Here is a 22,929-nt window from a genome sequence, read left to right on the forward strand (position 1 = left end):
GAAGACGGCTACAGCGTGGTCTTCTCGGTCGATGCGCAGCAGCGCGACAAGCTGCAGCAAAGCGACGTGGCATGGCTGCGCGGCGCCGATTTCCGCCAGCAGCAGCGCGGCGGCCTGGGCTGGAACGTGACGAATTACGCCGGTGCCGATCCCACGCAGACCCTGGGCGGCGTGCGCGGCCCGCTGCAGCTGGTGCCGTACAGCGCCATCAACCCGGACGGCGCGGGGCAGGTGCTGGCCTACAATCCGTCGCCCTACGAAACCCTGATCCCGGGCATCCAGCGCATCCACTCCTCGCTGCGCGGCACCGTGAAACTGAATGCGGACACGGAAGCCTACGTCGACCTGCTGCACAGCTATTCGCGCGCCGACCAGACCTTCAGCGCGCCGTTGACGGTGAGCAGCTCGCTGCGCGCGTGGAACAACGGCACCAAGCGGCTCGACACGATTCCCGTGGTGCTGCCCGTGGGGCATCCGAACAATCCGGGCGCGACGCCCCTGCCGTTCACGGCTACCCTGTTCGACCTGGGGCCGCGCCTGAAGCAGGACAAGGTGACGTTCTACCGCGCGCTGGCGGCGTCAAGGGCACCCTGGCGGGCTGGGACTGGGATGCGGCCGTGGCCCATTCCAGCAGCAAGCTGGAAGAGACGGTGCAGAATTTCGTCAACCGCTACGAATTCGAAAAAGTGCTGGCCGACGGCAGCTACAATTTCTTTGATCCATCGCAAAACAGCGAAGCGGTGCGCAACCGCCTGCGCCTGTCGACCCTGCGCCCGGCCGAATCGACGCTCGACACGCTCGACTTCTCGGCGGCCAAGGATATCTGGAACTTGCCGGCCGGCCCGCTGGGCTTTGCCGCCGGCTTCCAATGGCGCCGCGAAAAGATGGATTCGCAAACCTCGACGGCCGTGCTGTCGGGCACGGAACTGCGTCCGGCGCTCAATATCATCGAGGGTTCGCGCAGCGTGTCGGCGCTGTTTGCCGAATTCAATGTGCCGGTGCTCAAGGACCTGTCCGTCAACGTGGCGGGACGCGCCGACCATTACAGCGATTTCGGCAATGCGTTTTCGCCGAAGGCCAGCGCCCGCTATCAGGCGGCGCCCTGGTTATTGCTGCGCGGCACCGTCTCGCGCGCCTTCCGCGCCCCGTCGCTGCCGGAAATCACCGACAGCACGGCCGTCAGCTATACCGGCGTGATCGATCCGCGCGACCCGTTGACGCCGACGCTGTCGCGCGGCGTGACGGTCATCACCATCGCCAATCCGGCGCTGCGCCCCGAGCGTTCGAAAAACCTGAACCTGGGCGTGGTGATTTCACCCACCAGCAGTTCCAGCATCGGCCTCGATTACTACCGCATCCGGCAGGAAGGCGTAATCGGCACGGAAAGCGCCACCACCACCCTGGACAATGAATTGACGTCGCCGGAAAAGGTCGCGCGCGGCGCCGATGGCCGCATCACGACCCTGTACCGCCAGTTCCGCAACCAGGGCCAGCGCGACGTGTCGGGCATCGATCTCGACCTGCGCCAGCGCTTCGTCGACCAGGACTGGGGCAAGCTGACCCTGGCCGGCCAGCTGAGCCGCGTGCTGCGCTTTGCCGAACCGCTGTCCGACGGCGCGCCGCTGACGAACGGCGCCGGCACCAATTATTTCGGCTCCATCCCGAAATGGCGCGGCGTCACCTCGGCCACGTGGGAGCAGGGCAAGTGGTCGTCCACGCTCACCTGGAACTACGTGGGCAGCTATGCGCAAAACACGCACCTCGACGAGTCCGTGGCCGCCTTCAGCACCTTCGACGTGACCAGCAGCTGGCAAGTCACGCCAGCGGCGAACGTCACCTTCATCGTGCAGAACCTGGCCAACAAGCGCGCGCCGTGGGATTACTCGGCATCGGGCTTCGATTTTACCCAGAGCGACCCGCGCGGCCGCTTCGCGTCGCTCAAGCTGAACTATAAGTTCTAGGCTTGGTGGCCGTTTGACACCTGCCGCTGGCCCGTCTGCTCCTGCAGGCGCTGGCGGTAGGCGCTGGGCGTGACGCCCATGCGTTCGCGGAAGGCGGTGGCGAAGTTGCCCGCGTTGTGGAAGCCGATCAGCAGGGCGATATCCTGCACGTCGATCTCGGTCTGTTGCAGCAACGCCACGCCACGCGCGATGCGCGCTTCGCGGATGAAGGCAAACACCGTCATGCCCGTCTGCTCGCGGAACATCAGGGTCAGCTTTTCGCGGTAAGTGCCCACGCTGCGGGCGATTTCGGACAGGTTGGGCAGGCTGCCCAGGTTGTCGAGGATAAGTTGCTTGACGGCATTGACGAACACCAGGTCGGGATGCTGCAGCTTGTCGCTGATCGGCGTTGCTGCCGGCAAGGTACTGTTGCTTTTACGCATCAAGCCCAGGTGGATATGGATGCGCGCGGCCAGTTCTTCCGGCGTGAACGGCTTCGAAATGTAGTCGACGCCGCCCACCTGCAAGCCCATGATGCGCTCCTTGGCGGCATCGGCGCCGCTGAGAAAAATCACGGGAATGGATTCCGTTTCGGGATTCGCCTTGAGCAGCCGGCACGCCGTGTAGCCATCCATTTCCGGCATGCGCACGTCGAGCAGGATCAGGTCGGGATGCGTGGCCAGCGCCAGCTGGTAGCCCTGGTAGCCATTGAACGCGATGCTGAAACGGTAGGGCTGCTCGCTCAGCAGTTCCATCAGCATGCGCTGCTCGAACGCGGAATCGTCCACGATCAAGATGTTTTTTTTGATGGTTTCGCTGGTCAATGGCATGGCATGGATGACTTAACCAAATAGCAAGTTGTGGCTTATTATGCCTCGCTTTTTCTTTTTTTTCTGCTTTTCTCGTGTTTCAAAAGATGTTTCTCCGCCAGAAGAAGCGCCGATTTCCCAGATCGCCAATAATTCACTCATGCATTGATTTTAAGCAATGTCGCTTGCCAAAAAATCTGTTTTGCCAATGCTGCAAAAAGTGCCGGAGTCCCCGGGTTCCTGACTCTCGGCGCGCGTAGTTTGTCGTCCTGGTTTGCGTGCCCCAGAAAACGCCGGCAATACCGTGACTATCCTCGAGCCCTTCATGCCGATGGGCGCATTAATGATGTTTCGTCATCAGGAGGTATCATGTTGCGAGTTATTTCACCCCGCTTGACCGCTGCCGCCAGTGTCGTCCTTGCCGCTACGGCCCTCCTGCCTGGCTACGCCGATGCCGCCGTGTATCTGAACGGCAGCAACACCACGACCTTTGACGTCACCCTGAAAATCATCGCCAATTGCACCATTGCGGCGGCCAATCTCGACTTTGGCCAAAGTCAGGGCGTACTGGCTACTGCCGTGAACGTCAATACGACCGTGAACGTCACCTGCACCAATACCACGCCGTACAACGTGGGCTTGACGGCGGGCACGGGCACGGGCTCGAGCGGCACCACGCGCTACCTGAGCGGCACCGGCGGCAACCTGGGGACGGTGCAATTTAACCTGTACCAGACGGCCGGCAGCACCTTGTGGGGCGATACGCAGGGCACGAATACCGTCGGCGGCACCGGCAACGGTTCGTCGCAGCCGATCACGGTGTACGGCAACATTCCGCCGCAAGCGACGCCGGCGCCCGATACCTACAAGTCGACCATCACGGCCACCGTTTACTTTTAAGCCAGGCGCTGCGTGAAGGCCGCTTCGAATTCCCTGATGAAAAGCGTGCTGGCGCTGCTGGCCTGCTGCGCTGCGGGCGCGAACGGCGCCAATCTGCAGATTTCGCCGGTGACGCTCACGTTGCGCGCCGTACAGAGTGCGGCCGGCATCAATCTGCAAAACCTCGGGGACCAGCCCATCTACGGGCAGGTGCGGGTGTTCGCCTGGGACCAGCGCGATGGCGAGGAAACGCTGGCGCCGACGCAGGAGCTGGTGGCCAGTCCGCCGATCGTCGAAATCGCCGCCAACAGCCGCCAGACCATCCGCCTCGTGCGTGCCCAGGCTGGCCCTGTCGCGCAGGAAAAGACGTATCGCGTGCTCATCGATGAAGTCAGCCGCGAAGATGATGCGGGCCGCAGCGGCGTCGATATCCGCCTGCGCTATTCGGTGCCCGTGTTCGTGCTGCCGGCCGCTGCGCCGGGCAAGGAAGTGCTCGACTGGCAAGTCTTCCGCGAGCGGGGCGAGTGGATGTTGCGTATCAAGAACAGCGGCAATGTCCATGCGCAGATCGGTGCGATGACGTTCACGAACCAGGCGGGCAAGGAGTTTACCGTCAGCAAGGGGCTGTTTGGTTATGTCCTGGCCGAACGCATGCGCGTATGGCGCCTGCCCGTCGCCAGGGAGGCTGAACTGGATGGGCCGTTGAGTATTGCGGTGAATGTCAATGCGAAGGCGCTCATTGCCAAGAATTCGACACCTTGAACATGGCCGCGATGGCGGGCGCGACCGGCGTGAAGCATGAAACGCGTGCTGGCAGCGTTGCTGTTGCTGGTCATGGCGCCGCTGGCCCGGGCCGATGGCGCGGCGGCCGTGACGGGCGCCGATCCGGGGCCGGCCAGCTTGCCCACCGATCCGGCGGCGCCGAATGAACTGTATCTGGAGGTAATGTGAATGCTGTTTCAACCGGGCTGATCTTGCGTTTTACCCAGGTGGGCAAGACCTTGCGCAGCAGCGTGGCGAACTTGCAGGAGCTGGGGCTGGACCCGGCGCGCCTGGTCGCGTCCGGTCAGACCGAGGTGGCGCTCGATGCGATTCCCGGACTCAGCTATGAATATGATGCGGCGCGCCAGAGCGTGTCGCTGCAGGTGGCGGACGACTTGCGTTCGCCTTACCGCATCAGTGCGCGCCCGGCGGCGCAGACGCCGCCATCGCGCGTCACGCCCGGCGCCGTCCTCAATTACGAAGCTTATACGGAATTGGGGCAGACGCGGCGTGCCGCCCTGTTCAATGATTTGCGCTATTTCAATGACAGCGGTGTTTTCAGCAATACCGGCACGGTGAACCTGGGCGCGGACCAGCGAAAGTACATGCGTTTTGACACCTTCTGGAGCCATGCCGATCCCGAGACCCTGCAAACGTGGCAGGTGGGCGACTTGATTTCCTCCTCGCTCAGCTGGAGCCGCGCCGTGCGCGTGGGCGGCGTGCAGTGGCGCAAGAATTTCCAGCTGCGCCCCGACCTGCTGACCTTTCCCGTCGCCTCCGTCGATGGCACGGCGCTGGTGCCGTCGTCGCTGAGCCTGTATGTGAATGGCGTGCAGCAATATTCGGCCAGCGTGCCCAGCGGTCCATTTGTCCTGAATCAAGTGGCCGGCATCAATGGCGCCGGACAAGCCACCCTCATCACCCGCGATGCGCTGGGGCGCAGCGTGACGACCGTGCTGCCCCTGTATGTCGATACGCGCATGCTGGCCAGCGGCTTGAGCGATTATTCGGTCGAGGCGGGCGCCGTGCGGCGCGACTATGGCCGCCGCCTGTTCGGCTATGAGCGGCAACTGGTCGCCAGCGCTTCTGGCCGCCATGGCGTCAGCGATCACTTCACCATCGAAGGCCATGCGGAACTGGCGGCCGGCCTGTACCAGGCGGGGGCGGGCGCGCTGGTGCGGCGGGGCCAGGCGGGCGTGCTCAACGGTTCGTTGTCGGCCAGTGCCGGGCGCAGCCGCGGTGCGCAGCTGGGCGCCGGCTACCAGTACATGGGGCCGCGCGTCAGCATCGATGTGCAGAGCGTGCGCGCCAGCGCCCGCTTTGGCGACCTGGCCTCGCGCGACGGCAGCCCCGTGGTGCGCGCGGCGGACCGTCTCACCGTCAGCTTGCCCTTGCCGGCAGGAAGCAGCATCAGCAGCAGCTATATCCGCTACCGTACGCCCGGCGCGCCGCCATCGAAGCTGGCCACCATGGGCTATTCGGCCACCCTGTTTCACGGCCTGTTCTTCAACGCCAGCCTGTTCCAGGATTTGCGGCAACGCGAGAAACGGGGCTTTTACTTCGGCCTGAGCATGGCCTTCGACAACAATCTGGCCCTCAGCGTGAACAGCAGCCGGCAAAACGGCGAGAGCGGCCGCAGCGTCAGCGCGCAGCGCGCGGCGGACTTCGGCGGCGGCTTCGGCTGAGCGTGCAGGCTGGCACGGCGGGCGGCAACGCCTACCGGCAGGCGCAGCTGGAATACCTGGGCAATGACGGCCGCGTGAGTGCGCGCACGCAAAGCAGCAGCATGGGCAATGCCTCCTCGCTGGGCGCGGCGGGCGCACTGGTACTGATGGATGGCCACGTCGAGGCGGCGCGCCAGGTGGGCAACGGCTTTGCGCTGGTGTCCACGGGCGGCGTGGCAAATATTCCCGTGTTGCATGAAAACCGCCAGATCGGCGTGACGGACAGCGGCGGTTATCTGCTGGTGCCGAATTTGAATCCCTATGGCAACAACCAGATCAGCATCGCCACGGAGGAACTCGACGTCGACGCGCGCGTACCCGTGACAAATATCAATGTTGTGCCGCAACACCTGGCGGGCGTGCTGGCCGCGTTTCCCATCGAGCGCTACAGCGCGGCCACCGTCATCGTCCAGGATGCGCAGGGCAAGCCGCTGGCCACGGGCTTGCCCGTGCTGCACGTGCAAAGCGGCAAGCAGACGGTGGTGGGATTTGACGGCATCGTTTTCGTCGACGATTTGCGGGAACAGAATCAATTACAGCTGGGCGAGGGCGACAGCGCCTGCACGGTGCGTTTTGCCTATGCGCGTCCGGCGGCGGGCGGCTTGCCCGTGATCGGCCCGCTGCGCTGCGCTGCCAGCGCCGGGGCAGGCCGCTGATGCGCCGCCTGCTGCCATGCCTGATCCTGCTGCTGGGCTGCGCCTGGGGCGGCGCGGCGCGGGCGGCCGATACCTGCACGGTCAGCATGACGAACATCGATTTCGGCACCGTCAGCCCGATTTCCGGCAGCGATTACGTGGCGCAGGCAACGGGCACCTTCAGCTGCCTGTTTTCCTCGCTGAACCTGGGACAGCTGCTCACGCCGAATGCGCAAGTGTGCATCTCGCTGGGGCTGGGCACGAACTCCACCTCGGCCCTGCCGCGCAAGCTGGGCAACGGCAGCAACCGCATGGAGTACAACGTGTACGTGGACAATTCGTATGCGACGGCGAAGATCTGGGGCGGCGCCGGCGTGGCGGGCGCGCCATCGACGTTCGGCATGATCCTGTCGGCCGGCCTGCTGGCCCCGCCCGGCACGTATTCCACCACCTTTACCGTGTACGCGAAGATTCCTGCCGGCAGCGCCCTGGCCGCCGTGCCCACGGTCGCCAACGCCAATACCGTCTATACATCGAGCTTTGCCGGCGTGGGCACGTACACCTACACGACGTATGGCCTGATTAACTTGCAGGGTTGCACGGCCAGCAGCGGCAGCTTCGGTTTTACGGTGAATGCCACCGCCGTCAACGATTGCACCATCACGGCCACGCCGATGGCGTTTGCCAACGCATCCATCCTGACGGGCAACTTGCGCAGCAGCAGCACCTTGTCCGTGCGTTGCGTGAACAACAATGCCTACCAGATTGCCCTGAACGGCGGCAGCGTGGCGGCCGATGTGGCCAACCGGCAAATGAAAAACATCTTAACGACGACGGACAAGGTCAGCTACCTGCTGTCAGCCACGCTCGATGGCCCGCTGTGGGGCGACGGCACAGCCGGCACCAGCATGGTGACGGGTACGGGCACGGGCGCCAGCGTGCCGCTGACGATTTACGGCCGCGTGCCGGCGCAGGTGTCGCCGCGCCCCGGCGACTACAAGGACACGGTGACGGCAACGATTTATTTTTAGAACGTGATGGTAACGAGGCCGCTGTCCGATGGCGTCGCCTGCTGTTGCAGCAGATACGGCGTGTTGTGCTGGCAGCGCACCTGGGCGCTACCGCGCTGCGAGACGACGGTACACGCTTCGTGGACGACGAAGGTGGCCTGGAACGATGCGGAGGAAACGGTGGCGGCGGCGGTGGTCTGGCAGAGGGACAGGGTGAGCAAGATTGGCAGGACGGCAAATTTCAAAGGAGTCATCGTAAGCGTATCAGGTGAAAACGGACGGGAAACAACATTCTCTGACGCCGTTTTGCGCACCGGGTGGGAGAAGCTGGACTGGGCATGATTGTACTGGAGCAAGAAAAGTGTGAGTTTTCGCGTATTTTCAAGCGCTCGCCGGGGCGGGAAACGGCTTGCAAAACAATAGTAACTAAGTTTCCGTGTGGCAACCGTAAGATTTTTTTTAATTGTTGTGTTGGATCAACGTGAGGAGACGGTCATGAAACATACCAACTTTAATAATTTGCCCTGCCCGATTGCCCGCAGCCTGGGCAAGGTGGGCGAATGGTGGAGCATCCTCATCCTGCGCGAAGCGTTTTACGGCAAGACGCGTTTCGACGAATTTGAAAAAAGCCTCAAGATCGCGCCCACCATCCTGACGCGCCGCCTGGCCGACCTGGTGGAAGGGGGCTTGATGACGCGCCGCCTGTATTGCGCCAAGCCGCCCCGCTACGACTATGTGCTGACCAAGCCGGGGCGCGCCTTCAAGCCCGTCTTGCTGGCTTTTATTGCCTGGGGGAATGAAAACTTCGCTCCGGAAGCGCCAGCCTCGTCATTGCCAGCCGCGACACGGGCCTGGCCGCCGACCCGGTGCTGGTCGACGCCACGACGGGCCTGCCCATCAATGACGAGTACTATGCGTTCGCGCCGGGGCCGGCCGCCAGCGACAGCATGCGCAGCATCATCCTCGATGCGGAAAAAAGCAGCGGCATCGCGCCCAAGCCGAAGGCGCCGCCCGCCAACCGGGGCTGGGTGGCGGAAGGCCATCTGGCCTGAGGGTGCGGCAGCGGGCGAGCATCAGGTTTGGCGCACAGCAAAGCGGACACGGCGGTATGGCGTTACCGTCGTATTACGGCAAGATTTTTTTGCGCGCTACGCGGCGCAGGCCCCGCTGTGCGGGGCAGGGCGCCATCCGTGATCCGATGTCCGTTGAAGGAGTACTGCGATGAGCACATTGCAACAACCCGTGCGCCGCGCCGCCATCGTGCTGGCGCTGGCCGTCCTGCTGGGCGCCTGTTCCCATGGTCCGCATCACCCGGGCGGCCATGATGTCACCTTGACGGGCGCGCAGGAAGTGCCGCCCAACACCAGCACGGCCAGCGGCCACAGCGATATTCGCGTCGCCCACGACCGCAGCGTCAGCGGCGGCGTGCGCTACACGGGCATGGTGGCCACTGTCGCGCATATCCATGAAGCGCCAGCGGGCGCCAACGGCCCCGTCATCGTGCCCCTGATGCAGACCAGCGCCGGCATGTTTGCCGTGCCGGCCGGCGCCATGCTTACGCCGTCCCAGTATGCGAGCTACCAGGCCGGCAACCTGTACGTGAACGTGCACAGCGCCGCCTATCCGGCCGGCGAGATCCGCGTCCAGCTCAAGCCATAGCCGGCCGCCGGCGCCAGGGGATGCCGCACGGGGGCGCGCTACAATGGCGCTCCATGCCGGCCATCCTCGCCATCACCTTTCCCTTTCGGCGGCCGTCAGCTGGCTGAGCTGACGTTGGCGGCGATCAGCGCGCCCAGCGCCTGCGCCGCGCCGGCTTGATGGCCCTGCGCCAGGCCCTGCGCCATGCTGGCCTGGTCCTGCAGGCTGCGGTTCTGCCCCAGCTTCCATTTGCCTTCCAGGCGCGTGAGGGGGATTTCGATGCCGACGATGGCTTTCAGCAGTTTGTCGATATAGCCGGCCGGCGCGTCGCTTACCTTCCACGGCGCGGCTTGATTGGCCTCATGGCGCGCCGTCAACCGCTCCACCAATCCCAGCAGCCATGCCGCATCGTCGATGGCGCGCAGGGGGCCGTGCGCGTGCACCACCGCATAGTTGAAGGTGGGGACTTCCTTGCCGCTGCGCTGCTTTTCCGCATACCAGGCGGGCGTGATGTAGGCATGCGGCCCCTGGAAGATCACCATGCAGTCGTCGCCCGCACCGGCGGCGCGCCACGCGGGATTGGCGCGTGCCACGTGGGCGCGCAGGATGCCGAACGGCGCGTCAAGCGTGGGCGCGGCGATCTCGAACGGCAGATGGTCGGCGCACAGGCCATCGGCGCGTGGCGCACCAGCGCGCCCAGCGGATGCGCGTCGATCAGGCCATGCAGCACGTCGAGCCGCTCTTCGCGGAAGGAGGAGGGCGTGTGCATTCAGTGGACTCCTTGCACGACGACGTCGGCCGTCAGCGAATTGGCGATGTAGCAGCGCTCGTGCGCATCGTGGTGCAGGGCGGCCAAGGCCTCGGGCGTGGGCGGCGTTCCCGCGAAGGCGATGCGCGGGCGCAGCACGATGCGCGTCATGGCCAGGCGGCCTTGTGCATTCTTGCCCAGTTCGCCGACGGCATCGTCGCGGTAGTCGTCGATGACGTAGCCGCGCTGCGCAGCCAGCGACAGGAAGAACAGCATGTGGCAACTCGACGTGGCGGCCACCAGCGCCTCTTCCGGGTCGACATTTTCCGCCACCGACATGGGCAGCGGCACGGACAGGGGCGACGACGAGGCGGGCACGCGCAAGCCGCCGTCGAACCGCCATTCATGGCCGCGGCTGTAGCGCTGGCCGGCGAAATCCTGGCCGTCGCGCTGCCAGGCCACGGTGGCGAAAAATTGATGCATGGGTGCTCCGCAAGAGTGAGGGGATGCGCCATCTTAGCGCCAGTCTTGGCTATTTAAAACAGCCAATAAGTGCTATCTTGAAGCTACCAATTTTAGAATGCCTCCATGCCAGCTTCCCATCTGCTCCACATCATCGCCGCCTTGCCGCTGCAGCGCGGCGCGGCCGAGCCGCTGTTCCGCCAGCTGTATGCGGCCATCAAGGCGGCCATCCTCGATGGCAGCATGCATCCCGGCATGCAGTTGCCGCCCACGCGCGAGTTTTGCCGCCTGCTGGCCGTGTCGCGCCAGACGGTGCTCAATGCGTATGCGCTGCTGACGGCCGAAGGCTATCTCGATGGCGCCGTGGGGCGCGGCACTTTTGTCAGCGTCGACGTACCGCTGTCGGCACCTGCTCCGGCAGCGGCGCCCGGCCTGCTGCGGCCCCTGTCGGCGCGCGGGCAGGGCGTGGTGACGGCCATGCGCCAGGTGGCGTTCCACCGGGGCCCGCTGCGCGCCTTCCGCGTCGGCATGCCGCGTATCGACCATTTTCCATTCGACGTGTGGAACCGCCTGGAAGCGCGGCGCTGGCGCCGGCCCGACCACCAGTTCGGCTACAGCGACCCGGCCGGCTACCTGCCGCTGCGCGAACTGCTGTGCGTGTACCTGAAGGCGTCGCGCGGCGTCCAGTGCACGCCGCAGCAGATCGTCATCACGTCCGGTTCGCAGCAGGCGCTGTTCATGCTGTCGACCATCCTGCTGGCGCCGGGCGAGTCTGCCTGGATGGAGTCGCCCGGCTACCGGGGCGCCAGCGGCCCGCTGCGCGCGGCCGGCGCGCGCGTGTTTCCCGTCCCCGTCGATGCGCAGGGGCTGGACGTGGCCTACGGCGTGGCGCACTGCCCGCAGGCGAAGCTGGCCTACGTGACGCCGTCGCACCAGATGCCGCTGGGCGTGAGCATGAGTTTGCCCCGCCGCCTGGCCCTGCTGGCCTGGGCCGCGCAAAACAAAGCCTGGCTGGTGGAAGACGACTACGACAGCGAATACCGCTACACGGGCGCGCCGCTGGCCTCGCTGCAAAGCCTGGACCGGGCCGGCTGCGTGGTCTACGTGGGCACCCTGTCGAAAGTGCTGTTTCCCGGGCTGCGCCTCGGTTACATGGTGGCGCCGCCCGCGCTGGCCGAGGCGCTGGTGCAGGCCAAGGCCGTGATGGACCGCCACACGGCCATCGTGCCGCAGATGGCGCTCGCGGACTTCATCGCCGAGGGCCACTTTGGCCGGCATATCCGCCGCACGCGCGACAGCAATGCGGAGCGGCGCGACCTGCTGGTGCGCGGCCTGGCAAACGAACTGGGCGACCAGATCGCGTGCGGTCCGGCCGACAGCGGGCTGGAACTGTGCGCGTATTTTCGCGGCGATCACGATGAGGAAGCGGTGTCGCGCGCGGGACTGGCGCGGGGCATCGAATTGCGCCCGCTGGGCCACTATGCCGATCCGGCGGCGGGGCCCGAATGCGCCACGCCGCCCGGGCTGCTGCTGGGCTTTGCGGCCATTCCCCCGGCCGAGATGGCGCACGGCTTGCAGGAACTGGGGCGCATCCTGCGCGGCCGATAATCTATACTGGGACTTGCCTGCACATGAAGACGACGACCATGACTATTATCCGCTGCGCCTGGGCCAATCCGGCCAATCCCCGCTACCTTGCGTATCACGACACGGAGTGGGGCGTGCCCTGCCACGACGAGCGCCGGCTGTTCGAGATGCTGAACCTGGAAGGCGCACAGGCTGGCCTGAGCTGGGAAACCATCCTCAACAAGCGCGACACCTACCGCGCCGCCTTCGACGGCTGGGATGCGGAAAAAATCGCCGCGTACGGCCCGGACAAGGTGGCGCAACTGCTGGCGGACCCCGGCATCGTGCGCAACCGCCTGAAGGTGGCGGCGGCCATCACGAATGCCCAAGCCTACCTGCGCCTGCGCGCGCGCCGAGGGCCACACGCTCGACAGCTTCCTGTGGGCGTACGTCGATGGCCAGCCCATCGTCAACAGCTGGCAGCCGGGCGAATTCCCCGCCACGACGGCCTTGTCCGACAAGCTGTCGAAAGACTTGCTCAAGCTGGGCTTCAAGTTCGTCGGTTCGACCATCATCTACGCCTACATGCAGGGCATCGGTATGGTCAACGACCACGCGCCCGCCTGCTTTTGCCGCGCGGGGCATTGATGCGCCGCGCACACGTCCTGCTCGACACGGATTTCGACGGCGCGCGCCTGCGTGCCGCCTGCGCCGCGCATGGCGGCCGCAAGCTGCATTACATCGCGCTGGCGCCGCGTCCCGTCGATGCCAGCCACTTGCCCGAGCCGTGGCGCGCACAGTGGCCGCCCTGCGTGCCGGGCCTGCACCGCATGGTGTCGCGCGACGGTCTCGTCACGCTCGATGTGCTGATCGGCGAGTCCGATGCCTGCCTGGCGCAATTGTCGGCGCGTGTCGATGAAGTACACCTGGCCTGGGTGCCGGCAGCCACGCCGGTGCTGGCGCGCCTGATGGCCGACGGCGCCCGTCTGCAAGCCGTTCACCTGGAGGAAGCGCAGCGCGCGGCCCTGCAAAAGCATGGCTTTGTGTTTGACGAGAGCCAGCTGCGCGCCGTGTTCTATGCGCGGCGCGCAGAGCACGTGGCAGTTGTGGCGCCCGAGCGGCGCGCCATCGTCGTCGGCGCGGGCGTGGCCGGCGCCGCCGCCTGCGAACGGCTGGCCGCGCGCGGCTGGCAGGTGACCCTGATCGAACGCCACGCCCAGCCGGCCAGCGAAGCGTCGGGCAACCTGGCTGGCATCTTCATGCCGCAGTTGTCGAAGGACGACAATATCGCCACGCGCCTGGTGCGCGCCGCCTACCTGTACTCGCTGCGCTACTGGCAAGACCTGGGCGGCATCGGCGTTGCCTTTGACGGCGCGCAATGCGGCGTGCTGCAACTGCGCGCGCGATGGCGCGCATGCGCAGGTGCAGCGGCAAATCGCCGGCAGCGGCCTGTATCCGCCCGGCTTCGCCCGCTGGCTGGAAGCGCCCGAAGCGGCCGCCATGCTGGGCGCGCCGGCGTCCGATGGCGCCTGGTGGTTCGCACAGGGCGGCTGGGCGCGCCCGTCCTCCGTCTGCGCGGCCATGCTGGACGCCTGCGGCGCCTTGCTCACGCGGCGCTTTGCCAGCAGCGCCCTGCGCCTGGAGCGCGGCGACGGCGAATGGCTGGTGCGCGATGCGGACGGTGCCCTGATCGCCGCCGCGCCCACCGTCATCCTGGCGGCGGGCACGGGCGCCGTACACTTTGAACAGGCGGCCGGCCTGCCGCTCGACGCCGTGCGCGGCCAGGTCACGCACCTGGCCGAAGGCAGCTTGCCATCGCTGCCGTTCGTCGTCTGCCGCGAAGCCTACATGACGCCGGCGCACCAGGGCGTCGTCTGCGTGGGCGCCAGCTACGACGCGGACGCGGACGCCACGCTGCGCCCGTCGAGCCAGGAAGAAAATATCGCGAAGATCGCCGGCATCCTGGACGTCGCCCCGTTCGACGCGCCGCTGGCCGGCCGCACGGGCTTTCGCTGCGTGGCGCCGGACCGCTTGCCGCTGGCGGGCGCCTTGCCCGACCCCGGCGCGCCGGGCCGCTGCGAGCGCCTGCGCGACGTACCCCGCTGGCCCGGTCTGCATGGCTTGCTCGGTTACGCTTCGCGCGGCCTGATCTGGGCGCCGCTGGCGGCCGAGCTGCTGGCGTGCCAGCTGGAGGGGGAGCCGCTGCCGCTGGAATCTTCGCTTGCCGCCGCATTGGATCCTGCGCGCTTCCTGTTGCGCGAGCGCCGGCGCGCTGGTTGAGCGTTGGCGCAGAGCAGGCGACGGCTGGGGTCAGACCCTCAACACCGCTGACGCAAAGCCTGGCGCCAACGCACATGAGGGGCTGACCCCCTATGCGGACGCTCCGCGCGTCATCCCTATATCTGTTTTTTTCAGCTTTCCAAACTCTTTTTAATTTGTTTTCCGAACAACATAAGTTCGCTACAGTGGACTCGTGCTGGTTTTTGACGACGGATTAAAGAGGTGGAACCATGGCTGCTGCAGAACTGATTTTCGACCCCCGCGCCGCGCACGGCGAGGCGGCCTTTGACGAAGTGCTCAATCTCGCGCGCGCCCAGGCGCAGGCGCAGGGCTTGCCGTATGCGGGCATCGTCAGCGCGCAGGATGCGTGGCAACTGGTGCAGGCCGGCAAAGCCGTGCTGGTCGACGTGCGCACGAATGAAGAACGCACTTTTGTCGGCTACGTGCCCGCCTCGCTGCACGTGGCGTGGGCCACCGGCACGGCCATGAACCGCAACCCCCGCTTTGTGCGCGAGCTCGAAGCGAAGGCGGGCGGCAAGGAGGCCGTCGTGGTGCTGCTGTGCCGCAGCGGCAAGCGCTCGGCCGCAGCCGCCGAAGCGGCGGCCAAGGCCGGTTTTACGCACGTCTTCAATATCGCACAAGGCTTCGAGGGCGACCTTGACGCACATCAGCAGCGCGGCCACAGCGGCGGCTGGCGCTGGCATGCGCTGCCCTGGCTGCAAGATTAAACCTCTTCCCGGAACCACCATGAACCAGCGAGCCATTCCCCCGGCCTCCCTTGCCGCGCAGCCGCAATGGGAACTGCACCAGATCGTCGATGAATTGCGCGCCGTGCGCGCGCAGTGGCGCGAGGGGCTGGCCAGCAGCCAGGAATGCGGCGCGCGCGAATTTCCGTCGCGCCAGCATCTGCACGACATCATCAAAGCCCTGTGCGCGGCCCTGTTCCCCATGCGTCTGGGCCCCCTCGACCTGCAGCAGGAGAGCGAGGATTTCTTTGTCGGCCACACGCTCGACACGACGTTGACGGGCCTGCACGAACAGGTGCGGCGCGAACTCAGTTACCACGCGCGCCAGCACGGCTTGCAGCAGGCGGTGTCCATCGAACAGCAGGCGCTGGCCATCGTGCAGCGCTTCGCCCGCGCGCTGCCGCGCATCCGCGCCCAGCTCGACACGGACGTGGCGGCCGCCTTCCATGGCGACCCGGCCGCGCACAGCGTCGATGAAGTGCTGCTGTGCTATCCGGGCATCCTGGCCATCATCCACTACCGCCTGGCGCATACCTTGTACGCGTTCGGCGCGCCGCTGGTGGCGCGCATCATCGCCGAAGTGGCCCATTCGCAGACGGGCATCGACATCCACCCGGGCGCCGTCATCGGTTCGAGCTTTTTCATCGACCATGGCACGGGCGTGGTGATCGGCGAGACGGCCATCATCGGCGAACGGGTGCGCATTTATCAAGCCGTCACCCTGGGCGCCAAGCGCTTTCCCGCCGGCGCCGACGGCGTACTGAAAAAGGGGCTGGCGCGCCACCCCATCGTGCAGGACGACGTGGTCATCTATGCGGGCGCGACGATCCTGGGACGGGTGACCATCGGCCAGGGCTCCGTCATCGGCGGCAATGTCTGGCTGACCCGCAGCGTGGCGCCCGGCAGCCACGTCACGCAAGCGCACAACCAGCAGGAAGCACCGGAGCCGCCGGCGCCATCCCACCCCGTCTTTGCCCACCACCCATGAGGACAGCATGTTGATCAAACAGTTTGGACTGGCCGTGCGCCAGTTGCGCGAAGGGCATGGCTGGTCGCAGGAGCGGCTGGCCGAAGCGGCCGACTTGAACCGTTCATTTATCGGCGAAATCGAACGGGGCGCCGCCACGCCGTCGCTGCTGACGGTGGAAAAGCTGGCCATCGCGCTGGGCGTCGGCCTGGCGGGATTGATGGCGCGCTGCGAACCGGAACTGGTGGATTAAAGCGGGTGGATTCAGCGCCACGATGATGGCGATAGCATGTTGAGAAGAATGGGGAGACGCCCGATACTTTATTTGTTTTTCAGATAAGCATATTCACTTTTCTCATCAGGAGTAGTCATGGCAGAAGCAACCGATAGCCAGTTTGCGCTGGGCGATAACGCCGCGCGCCAGCTGGCCAATGCAAGCAAGAGCGTCCCCCAGCTGTCCACGATCACGCCGCGCTGGCTCGTGCACCTGCTGCAATGGCTGCCCGTGGAAGCGGGTATCTACCGCCTCAATCGCGTCAAAAACCCGAAGGACGTGCGCGTGGCCTGCTCGCAGCGCGACGAGTCGGAACTGCCGCAAACCTTCGTCGACTACGACGAGCAGCCGCGCGAATATTTTCTCAATGCCGTCAGCACGGTGCTCGACGTGCACACGCGCGTGTCCGATCTGTACAGCAGCCCGCACGACCAGATCAAGGAGCAGCTGCGCCTGACCATCGAGACGATCAAGGAGCGCCAGGAAAGCGAGTTGATCAACAATCCCGATTACGGCCTGCTGGCCAGCGTGCACGACGACCAGCGCATTTTTACGCTGACGGGCGCGCCCACGCCGGACGACCTTGACGAACTGCTGACGAAAGTGTGGAAAGAACCGGGCTTTTTCCTCGCCCACCGCTGGCGATTGCCGCCTTTGGCCGCGAATGCACGCGCCGCGGCGTGCCGCCACCGACCGTCAGCCTGTTCGGCTCCCAGTTCCTCACCTGGCGCGGCGTGCCGCTGGTGCCGTCCGACAAGCTGCCCATCGAGGACGGCAAGACGAAAATCATTTTGCTGCGCGCGGGCGAGCAGCGGCAAGGCGTGATCGGCCTGTTCCAGCCTGGCCTGGCGGGCGAGCAAAGCCCGGGCTTGTCCGTGCGCTTCATGGGCATCAACCGCCACGCGATTTCGTCCTACCTGATTTCGCTGTATTGCTCGCTGGCCGTGCTGACCGACGATGCGCTGGCCGTACTGGAAGACGTGGAGATCGGTAAATACCATGACTACCCAGACACCTACAAGTGATGGCGCGGCAGGCTTGCCTGCCGTCCCGTTTTTACCCGATGAAGCGACCCTGAACCGCCTGGCGGGCGAGTTTTTCGCGCGCTTGCCTGGTCTCGATAAATCCCCCAGCCTTGGCGGTTCCGGCAGCGTGCTCGATGCGGCGCCCCGCTATGTCAACCGTGCGCCGCCCCAGCCCGGCCCTGCGTTCGCCGCCATCGCTCCCGGCGTGGCGACGGCGCAGGTGCCGCCCGTGACGGCGCCTTTGGAAGCGCCCATCGCGCCGGCACCGGCCTCCGTGCCGACGCCGCGCTTGTCGGCGATCAATGCGCCTGCAGCGCCGTCGCCGTATTATTTTATCGGTGGCGCGCATGGCTATCCCGCGTCGAATGGCAAGCTCGATGGCCTGGCGCAGCAGGGGCTGGGACAAGCGGCCCCCGATGATTTAAGAGGGCTGTTTGCCACGCCGCAGCAGGCACCCGCGCGCCAGCTGCCCGTGACGCCGTCCAACGGCCAGCCCGCGTTCTATTTCCAGACCGGGCTGCCTGCGCGGCAGCAAGGGCATGGGCAAACGCCGGCGCCGTTCGACGTGCACGCCGTGCGGCGCGATTTCCCCGTGCTGGCCGAACGGGTCAACGGCAAGCCGCTGGCCTGGTTCGACAATGCTGCCACCACGCACAAGCCGCAATCGGTGATCGACCGCGTGTCGTATTTCTATGCGCACGAGAATTCGAACATCCACCGCGCCGCGCACGCGTTGGCGGCGCGCGCCAGCGATGCGTATGAAGCGGCACGCGCCAAGGTGGCGAACTTCCTTGGCGCCGCCTCGGCCAATGAAATCATCTTCGTGCGCGGCGCCACGGAAGGCATCAATCTGGTCGCCAACACGTTTGGGCGCAAGTACATCGGCAGCGGCGACGAGATCATCGTCTCGCAGCTCGAACACCATGCCAACATCGTGCCGTGGCAGCAGCTGGCGGCGGAAAAGGGCGCGACCCTGCGCGTGATTCCCGTCGACGACAGCGGGCAGGTACTGCTCGACGAGTTCCGCAAGCTGCTCAACGGACGTACCAAGCTGGTGTCCGTGACGCAGGTGTCGAATGCGCTGGGGACGGTGACGCCCGTGGCGCAGATCATCGCGCTCGCGCATGCGGCCGGCGTGCGCGTGCTGGTCGACGGTGCGCAAGCCGTGTCGCATTTGCGCGTGGACGTGCAGGCGCTCGGTGCGGATTTCTATGTGTTTTCGGGGCATAAAGTGTTCGGGCCGACGGGCATCGGCGCCGTGTATGGCAAGGCGGACTTGCTGGAGCAATTGCCGCCGTGGCAGGGCGGCGGCAACATGATTGCCGACGTCACGTTCGAGCGCACCGTCTACCAGGGCGTGCCGAACCGTTTCGAGGCGGGCACGGGCAATATCGCCGATGCCGTGGGCCTGGGTGCGGCCATCGATTACGTGCAGCGCATCGGCCTGGAAAACATCGCCGCCTACGAGCACGCGCTGCTGGAGTACGCGACGCACCACTTGCAGGCCATTCCCGGCGTGCGCCTGATCGGCACGGCGCTGGACAAGGCCAGCGTGGCCTCGTTCGTGCTGGCCGGCTACGAGCCGGCGGAAGTGGGGCGCGCCCTGAACGACGAGGGCATCGCCGTGCGTTCGGGGCACCATTGCGCCCAGCCGATTTTGCGCCGCTTCGGCGTGGAAGCGACCGTGCGGCCATCGTTCGCCTTCTACAACACGTATGAGGAGATCGACCGCATGATCGCCGTGGTACGCCGCCTGACGGGCGCCCGGCGCTGATATTGTCGCCTTGTCATGCGAATGCCGCCCTTGCGCCAGCGGGGGCGGCATTGTTGCGTCAGATCACGGACTTTGCGCGCGGCTGGCTGGCGCCCGCAGGCTGGCGGTATAATTTATCCTTGGCAATATTCAAGCTGCGGCCCCAAGGAGATATCCAGTGGAAGATCAACACAGCTCGCCCGAGCTATTCCTGTTCCTGGCGTCGACCGTGCACGACATGAAAAACTCGATCAGCGTCGTCAGCGGCACGCTGGAATCCTTGCTGGCGGCCGAGCAGGCGAAAGAAGCCCCCCAGGCCGACCCCGCCTACCTGCAGATGGCGCAGATGCTGTACCAGCCCAAGCGCCTCAACGATAACCTGATCCAGCTGCTGGCCCTGTACAAGGAAGTGGGCAAGCCCGGCTACCCCTTCGACGTGCAGCCGCAACTGGTGAGCCAGGTCATCGACCAGGTGGTGGACCAGGAAAAGATCCTGCTGGCCTCGAAAGGCATCCATCTGGAAACCGCCTGCCCGCCGGAGCTGATCTGGACCCTCGATGAAGACCTCGTCATCGGCGTGCTCGCGCATGCCATCAACAACGCCATCCGCTACACGAAGGACACGATCCGCCTGTCCGTGCGGGAGCACGCGGGCATGCTGGAGCTGCGCGTGGAAGACAATGGCGACGGCTATACGCAGGCCTTGCTCGACGCGGGCAGCGCGGCCATGGATGGCATGGCGGCCGGCGTGAATTTTTCCACCAACAGCACGGGCCTGGGCCTGTATTTTTCCAGCGAAGTGGCAAAGATGCACAAGCACAGGGGCAGCAGCGGCAGCATCGCCCTGGAAAACGGCGGCGCCCTGGGCGGCGGCTGTTTCATCCTGCGCCTGCCCTGAACGAGGATGCCATGACGACAGACAGCCACGCCACTGCCGCCGAAGCGGGCAGCACCGACTGGGCCGACAAGCATTATCTGCTGGTCGACGACTTCATCGGCATCCGCATCCTGCTGCGCGAATCGCTGCGCAACCTGGGCGCGCGCCATATCGACCAGGCGGCCAGCGGCGGCGAAGCCATGAAGCTGCTGGCCAAGACGCGCTACGACGTGGTGCTGTGCGATTACAACCTGGGCGAAGGCAAGAATGGCCAGCAAGTGCTGGAAGAGACGCGCGTGCGCAATCTGACGGCGCCGTCCAGCGTGTGGCTGATGGTGTCGGCCGAAAAAAGCGTGGAATCGGTGATGGGCGCGGCCGAGCACCAGCCCGACGCCTACCTGATCAAGCCCATCACGGAAGGCGTGCTGCTGACGCGCCTGAACCGCGTGTGGCACAAGAAGCAGGTATTCCGCGAAATCGACCAGGCCTGCATGGAAAAGGATTATCTGCGCGCGGCCAAGTTGTGCGATGCGCAGATCGAGGTCAACAAGCTGCACGAGCTGGAATTGCTGCGCATGAAGGCCAGTTTGCTGCTGAAAAGCGGCGAGCCGGAAAAAGCCCGCGCCGTGTACGAAAAAGTGCTGGCCGAGCGCGATTACAGCTGGGCCAGGGCGGGCCTGGGCAAGATCCGCATGAATAACGGCGAACACGAGGCGGCGCGGCAGATTTTCCAGGGCGTGATCGTCGAAAACAAGTACTACATCGATGCCTACGACCAGATGGCCGTCGCCTACCAGCTGATGGGCCAGCACGAGGAAGCGTGCGGCGTGCTGGAAAAGGCGGCGCGCCTGTCGCCCAATTCCGTGCCGCGCCAGCGCAACCTGGGCCTCGCTGCCTTAAAAATAGGCAATGTCAGCATGGCGGAAAAGGCTTTCCGCAAATGTATTTCCATCGGGGAATTTTCCGTCATGAAGACGCCGGACGCCTACCTGGGCCTGGCGCGCGTGTGCGGATTGAAAAAGGATGCCAAGGAAGCGCTGCAATGGCTGCTGCTGGCGCAGCGCGAATTCTCGCCCGAGCAGATCGGCTTGCGCGCGAAGATCACGGAAGGCATGGTGCACCACGAAACGGGCGACTACCGGCGCGCGCGCAAGTGCGGCGACGAACTGGAAGCCATGCTGCTGGAAGACCCGGCGCGGCCCGAAAAAAGTATCTGCATGGAACTGGCGACCCTGCTGTTCGCCGTCGGCGTCAAGGATGCGCCGGCCGGCCTGCTGTGCTACGTGGTGAAGAACAACCACGACAACCAGGTGGTGCAGGACGAAGTACAGAAAATCTTCGACAAGGCGAAGATGGGCGACGAGGGCACGAGCCTGATCATCGCCTCGCGCAAGGAAGCGTCGGACTTGATGAACAAGGGCGTGCTGCTGTGGAAGACGGACAAGCTCAACGAAGCGGTGGCGTGGATGCGCGCGGCGCGCGAAAAACTGCCGAACAACCTGCGCATCCTGTTCAATTCCGCGCAAATCATCGTGTCCTTCCTGGAACAGCGCGGCTACCAGGCAGAATTGGCGGCCGAAGCGATGGAAGTGTTGTTGTATGTAGACAAAATTGCACCAGGACAGCAGCGCTTCGCGCAATTGATGGAGCAACTGGTGCAGCTGACGCCCCCGCCCGGGCCGGAAGAGGCCGTCGTGGTGGCGGAAAAAGCGCCGCCGGCGCCGGAAAAAGGGGGAAAAGCCGTGCGGGAGCGTGCCGGATGATAAACTAGGGGCCAGCGTGGGTTCGCCTGCGCTTGAGTTGCTCTACAACAATAAGGAAGAAACTATGCGTGATGTGGTCAATGAAGTATACAAAAAAATGAAAGTCGGCGCCGTTGCCTGGGTACGCCCGGTGGCCGCCAAGGGAGACACGCTGGAAACATTCCAGTCTTCGTACGAGCACGCCAAGGCGCTGGCCGACGAAGGCCTGATCACGATCGGTGACGTAAAACGCCAGGCCGACAATCAGATCGAGGCGATCCGCATTCATCGTATCGCCTGATCATATCGCCTCTCCGGGCCGTCAGGATTTGCCTGGCGCCTTGGACTTGGGTGCCGCGCGTTTTGCCGGCGCCTTGCGCAGCGGGGCCTTGGCCTTGGCTGCCGTGCCTGCTTCTGCAGGCTTGCCCGCTGCCGGTTTGGCTTTGCTCGCGCTGCCAAAGCTGGCCGCTGCCGCGCTGGCGGCGTCGGGCGACATGGCCGTCGACACGGCTTGCTTGAACTGATCTTGTAACAAATTCCACCAGGCACTTGGATTGGCCAGCTGGGCTGCCGCCTGGCTGCCGGCATCGCTGGGCGCCGCCGCAGCCGGTTCCGGCGCGGGCACAGGTGCGGGAGCCGGTTTTGGTTCAGGTACAGGTGCTGCCTGCTGGAAAAACGCGGAAGCGTAGGGCACCGATTCAAACACGGTTTTCTCGCTGGCGCCGGGCTGGGTGATGGCCGCCGCCAGCGAAGCGCCCATCGATTTCAGGGTGGCGATGGTGCCGCGCTGCACTTCCAATGCCTGGATACTGCCGCGCAGCATGCTGGTATTGAGGTTCAGCCATGCTTCGACGGCTTTCAGGTCGCTGATTTTCTTGTCCAGCTCTTCCACCGACATGGTGGGCGCCGTGATGCCAGGCACGCCCATGCCGGGCACGCTCATGCTGCCCCACAGGTTTTTGACGAAGTCGAGCGTATCGGTCACAACTGCTGCGCCCGGCATTTGGGGCATTTGCGGGTTTGCCATGCGAAATCTCCTGGTAGATGGATAGCCTTAGCGTAGCAGATATCGGCTTGCAACTGACGCAATGC

At 65.2% G+C, this 22,929-nt stretch carries 23 protein-coding genes and 3 pseudogenes; 20 read left to right on the forward strand and 6 right to left on the reverse strand.

Annotated features, from left to right (window positions below; all coding sequences use genetic code 11):
• Positions 1–71: 71 nt before the first annotated feature.
• Positions 72–1,961: a TonB-dependent receptor gene (locus ACQVLG_RS10495; RefSeq protein WP_474294375.1), complete on the forward strand. Its 1,890-nt coding sequence runs from the start codon at positions 72–74 to the stop codon at positions 1,959–1,961.
• Here the strand turns inward: ACQVLG_RS10495 and ACQVLG_RS10500 are convergent.
• Positions 1,958–2,770 carry a response regulator transcription factor gene (locus ACQVLG_RS10500; RefSeq protein ID WP_474294377.1) on the reverse strand — a complete coding sequence of 271 codons (813 nt, stop codon included), beginning with the start codon at positions 2,768–2,770 and terminating at the stop codon, positions 1,958–1,960. The two genes, ACQVLG_RS10495 and ACQVLG_RS10500, sit on opposite strands and share 4 nt — an antisense overlap.
• 348 nt (positions 2,771–3,118) lie before the next feature.
• Between ACQVLG_RS10500 and ACQVLG_RS10505 the strand changes: the two genes are divergently transcribed.
• The 6 genes from ACQVLG_RS10505 to ACQVLG_RS10530 are packed head-to-tail and all read left to right on the forward strand — an operon-like array spanning position 3,119 to position 7,780.
• A complete protein-coding gene (locus ACQVLG_RS10505; RefSeq protein WP_230541328.1) occupies positions 3,119–3,649 on the forward strand; it encodes a Csu type fimbrial protein in 531 nt (176 codons plus the stop codon).
• 12 nt (positions 3,650–3,661) lie between these two features.
• A complete protein-coding gene (locus tag ACQVLG_RS10510) occupies positions 3,662–4,390 on the forward strand; it encodes a fimbrial biogenesis chaperone (RefSeq protein WP_230541329.1) in 729 nt (242 codons plus the stop codon).
• Between the two features lie 36 nt (positions 4,391–4,426).
• Complete coding sequence (locus ACQVLG_RS10515) at positions 4,427–4,579, forward strand: hypothetical protein (protein ID WP_474294380.1); 153 nt, start codon at positions 4,427–4,429, stop codon at positions 4,577–4,579.
• On the forward strand, positions 4,576–6,075 hold the full coding sequence (locus ACQVLG_RS10520; RefSeq protein ID WP_474294382.1) for a fimbria/pilus outer membrane usher protein: 1,500 nt from the start codon (positions 4,576–4,578) through the stop codon (positions 6,073–6,075). Before ACQVLG_RS10515 ends, ACQVLG_RS10520 begins: the two co-directional genes overlap by 4 nt.
• Positions 6,076–6,077: 2 nt before the next feature.
• On the forward strand, positions 6,078–6,770 hold the full coding sequence (locus ACQVLG_RS10525; protein ID WP_474294384.1) for a fimbria/pilus outer membrane usher protein: 693 nt from the start codon (positions 6,078–6,080) through the stop codon (positions 6,768–6,770).
• Positions 6,770–7,780, forward strand: coding sequence for a Csu type fimbrial protein (locus ACQVLG_RS10530; RefSeq protein WP_474294386.1), 1,011 nt, complete (start codon positions 6,770–6,772; stop codon positions 7,778–7,780). Before ACQVLG_RS10525 ends, ACQVLG_RS10530 begins: the two co-directional genes overlap by 1 nt.
• Here the strand turns inward: ACQVLG_RS10530 and ACQVLG_RS10535 are convergent.
• Positions 7,777–8,013 carry a hypothetical protein gene (locus ACQVLG_RS10535; protein WP_474294388.1) on the reverse strand — a complete coding sequence of 79 codons (237 nt, stop codon included), beginning with the start codon at positions 8,011–8,013 and terminating at the stop codon, positions 7,777–7,779. The genes ACQVLG_RS10530 and ACQVLG_RS10535 overlap by 4 nt on opposite strands.
• Positions 8,014–8,254: 241 nt before the next feature.
• Between ACQVLG_RS10535 and ACQVLG_RS10540 the strand changes: the two are divergent.
• Positions 8,255–8,811 (forward strand): annotated as a pseudogene (locus ACQVLG_RS10540) (winged helix-turn-helix transcriptional regulator).
• A gap of 169 nt (positions 8,812–8,980) precedes the next feature.
• Positions 8,981–9,418 (forward strand): CHRD domain-containing protein, encoded by a 438-nt coding sequence (locus ACQVLG_RS10545; protein ID WP_474294390.1) that lies wholly within the window; start codon positions 8,981–8,983, stop codon positions 9,416–9,418.
• Positions 9,419–9,513: 95 nt separating this feature from the next.
• On the opposite strand, the gene ACQVLG_RS10550 is transcribed toward ACQVLG_RS10545, so the two are convergent.
• The 3 genes from ACQVLG_RS10550 to ACQVLG_RS10560 are packed head-to-tail and all read right to left on the reverse strand — an operon-like array spanning position 9,514 to position 10,628.
• Positions 9,514–10,038, reverse strand: a complete 525-nt coding sequence (locus ACQVLG_RS10550) for an FMN-binding negative transcriptional regulator (protein ID WP_474295607.1) — start codon at positions 10,036–10,038, stop codon at positions 9,514–9,516.
• Positions 9,933–10,166: a hypothetical protein gene (locus tag ACQVLG_RS10555; RefSeq protein ID WP_474295931.1), complete on the reverse strand. Its 234-nt coding sequence runs from the start codon at positions 10,164–10,166 to the stop codon at positions 9,933–9,935. The genes ACQVLG_RS10550 and ACQVLG_RS10555 overlap by 106 nt, the downstream gene beginning before the upstream one ends.
• The gene (locus tag ACQVLG_RS10560) at positions 10,167–10,628 is read right to left on the reverse strand and encodes an OsmC family protein (RefSeq protein WP_474294392.1); all 462 of its coding nucleotides are present in this window, start codon (positions 10,626–10,628) and stop codon (positions 10,167–10,169) included.
• Between the two features lie 105 nt (positions 10,629–10,733).
• On the opposite strand from ACQVLG_RS10560, the gene pdxR reads away from it, so the two are divergent.
• The 11 genes and pseudogenes from pdxR (at position 10,734) to ACQVLG_RS10615 (ending at position 22,138) form a co-directional block, all read left to right on the forward strand.
• Entirely contained in the window at positions 10,734–12,215 is a 1,482-nt protein-coding gene (pdxR, locus tag ACQVLG_RS10565; RefSeq protein ID WP_474294394.1) for a MocR-like pyridoxine biosynthesis transcription factor PdxR, read from the forward strand.
• Positions 12,216–12,253: 38 nt separating this feature from the next.
• A pseudogene (locus ACQVLG_RS10570) lies at positions 12,254–13,495 on the forward strand (DNA-3-methyladenine glycosylase I); the annotation flags it as partial.
• Between the two features lie 100 nt (positions 13,496–13,595).
• Positions 13,596–14,453, forward strand: a complete 858-nt coding sequence (gene mnmC1, locus ACQVLG_RS10575; RefSeq protein WP_474294396.1) for an FAD-dependent 5-carboxymethylaminomethyl-2-thiouridine(34) oxidoreductase MnmC1 — start codon at positions 13,596–13,598, stop codon at positions 14,451–14,453.
• 230 nt (positions 14,454–14,683) lie between these two features.
• Entirely contained in the window at positions 14,684–15,181 is a 498-nt protein-coding gene (locus ACQVLG_RS10580; protein WP_474294397.1) for a rhodanese-like domain-containing protein, read from the forward strand.
• A gap of 19 nt (positions 15,182–15,200) precedes the next feature.
• The gene (gene epsC / locus ACQVLG_RS10585; RefSeq protein ID WP_474294399.1) at positions 15,201–16,187 is read left to right on the forward strand and encodes a serine O-acetyltransferase EpsC; all 987 of its coding nucleotides are present in this window, start codon (positions 15,201–15,203) and stop codon (positions 16,185–16,187) included.
• A gap of 7 nt (positions 16,188–16,194) precedes the next feature.
• On the forward strand, positions 16,195–16,419 hold the full coding sequence (locus tag ACQVLG_RS10590) for a helix-turn-helix domain-containing protein (protein ID WP_086147172.1): 225 nt from the start codon (positions 16,195–16,197) through the stop codon (positions 16,417–16,419).
• A 117-nt stretch (positions 16,420–16,536) separates the two neighbouring features.
• Positions 16,537–17,465: pseudogene (locus tag ACQVLG_RS10595) on the forward strand (family 2A encapsulin nanocompartment shell protein).
• A complete protein-coding gene (locus ACQVLG_RS10600) occupies positions 17,440–19,239 on the forward strand; it encodes a family 2A encapsulin nanocompartment cargo protein cysteine desulfurase (protein WP_474294401.1) in 1,800 nt (599 codons plus the stop codon). Before ACQVLG_RS10595 ends, ACQVLG_RS10600 begins: the two are co-directional and overlap by 26 nt.
• Positions 19,240–19,396: 157 nt before the next feature.
• Entirely contained in the window at positions 19,397–20,116 is a 720-nt protein-coding gene (locus ACQVLG_RS10605) for a sensor histidine kinase (protein WP_474294403.1), read from the forward strand.
• Positions 20,117–20,127: 11 nt separating this feature from the next.
• The gene (locus tag ACQVLG_RS10610; protein ID WP_474294405.1) at positions 20,128–21,858 is read left to right on the forward strand and encodes a response regulator; all 1,731 of its coding nucleotides are present in this window, start codon (positions 20,128–20,130) and stop codon (positions 21,856–21,858) included.
• Entirely contained in the window at positions 21,848–22,138 is a 291-nt protein-coding gene (locus ACQVLG_RS10615; RefSeq protein ID WP_230514293.1) for a hypothetical protein, read from the forward strand. Before ACQVLG_RS10610 ends, ACQVLG_RS10615 begins: the two co-directional genes overlap by 11 nt.
• Positions 22,139–22,159: 21 nt before the next feature.
• On the opposite strand, the gene ACQVLG_RS10620 is transcribed toward ACQVLG_RS10615, so the two are convergent.
• On the reverse strand, positions 22,160–22,864 hold the full coding sequence (locus tag ACQVLG_RS10620; RefSeq protein ID WP_474294407.1) for a PhaM family polyhydroxyalkanoate granule multifunctional regulatory protein: 705 nt from the start codon (positions 22,862–22,864) through the stop codon (positions 22,160–22,162).
• Positions 22,865–22,929 lie beyond the last annotated feature (65 nt).

This window comes from Janthinobacterium sp. TPC_1, assembly GCF_056037845.1.

What these genes read in the sequence shown, in the direction of transcription:
- ACQVLG_RS10500 (WP_474294377.1), bottom strand. Translation starts at nt 2,770, where the DNA reads ATGCCATTGACCAGCGAAACCATCAAAAAAAACATCTTGATCGTGGAC.
- ACQVLG_RS10505 (WP_230541328.1), top strand. Translation starts at nt 3,119, where the DNA reads ATGTTGCGAGTTATTTCACCCCGCTTGACCGCTGCCGCCAGTGTCGTC.
- ACQVLG_RS10495 (WP_474294375.1), top strand. Translation starts at nt 72, where the DNA reads ATGGCTGCGCGGCGCCGATTTCCGCCAGCAGCAGCGCGGCGGCCTGGG.
- ACQVLG_RS10515 (WP_474294380.1), top strand. Translation starts at nt 4,427, where the DNA reads ATGAAACGCGTGCTGGCAGCGTTGCTGTTGCTGGTCATGGCGCCGCTG.
- ACQVLG_RS10610 (WP_474294405.1), top strand. Translation starts at nt 20,128, where the DNA reads ATGACGACAGACAGCCACGCCACTGCCGCCGAAGCGGGCAGCACCGAC.
- pdxR (WP_474294394.1), top strand. Translation starts at nt 10,734, where the DNA reads ATGCCAGCTTCCCATCTGCTCCACATCATCGCCGCCTTGCCGCTGCAG.
- epsC (WP_474294399.1), top strand. Translation starts at nt 15,201, where the DNA reads ATGAACCAGCGAGCCATTCCCCCGGCCTCCCTTGCCGCGCAGCCGCAA.
- ACQVLG_RS10580 (WP_474294397.1), top strand. Translation starts at nt 14,684, where the DNA reads ATGGCTGCTGCAGAACTGATTTTCGACCCCCGCGCCGCGCACGGCGAG.
- ACQVLG_RS10545 (WP_474294390.1), top strand. Translation starts at nt 8,981, where the DNA reads ATGAGCACATTGCAACAACCCGTGCGCCGCGCCGCCATCGTGCTGGCG.
- ACQVLG_RS10530 (WP_474294386.1), top strand. Translation starts at nt 6,770, where the DNA reads ATGCGCCGCCTGCTGCCATGCCTGATCCTGCTGCTGGGCTGCGCCTGG.
- ACQVLG_RS10620 (WP_474294407.1), bottom strand. Translation starts at nt 22,864, where the DNA reads ATGGCAAACCCGCAAATGCCCCAAATGCCGGGCGCAGCAGTTGTGACC.
- ACQVLG_RS10600 (WP_474294401.1), top strand. Translation starts at nt 17,440, where the DNA reads ATGACTACCCAGACACCTACAAGTGATGGCGCGGCAGGCTTGCCTGCC.
- ACQVLG_RS10560 (WP_474294392.1), bottom strand. Translation starts at nt 10,628, where the DNA reads ATGCATCAATTTTTCGCCACCGTGGCCTGGCAGCGCGACGGCCAGGAT.
- ACQVLG_RS10535 (WP_474294388.1), bottom strand. Translation starts at nt 8,013, where the DNA reads ATGACTCCTTTGAAATTTGCCGTCCTGCCAATCTTGCTCACCCTGTCC.
- ACQVLG_RS10590 (WP_086147172.1), top strand. Translation starts at nt 16,195, where the DNA reads ATGTTGATCAAACAGTTTGGACTGGCCGTGCGCCAGTTGCGCGAAGGG.
- ACQVLG_RS10555 (WP_474295931.1), bottom strand. Translation starts at nt 10,166, where the DNA reads ATGCACACGCCCTCCTCCTTCCGCGAAGAGCGGCTCGACGTGCTGCAT.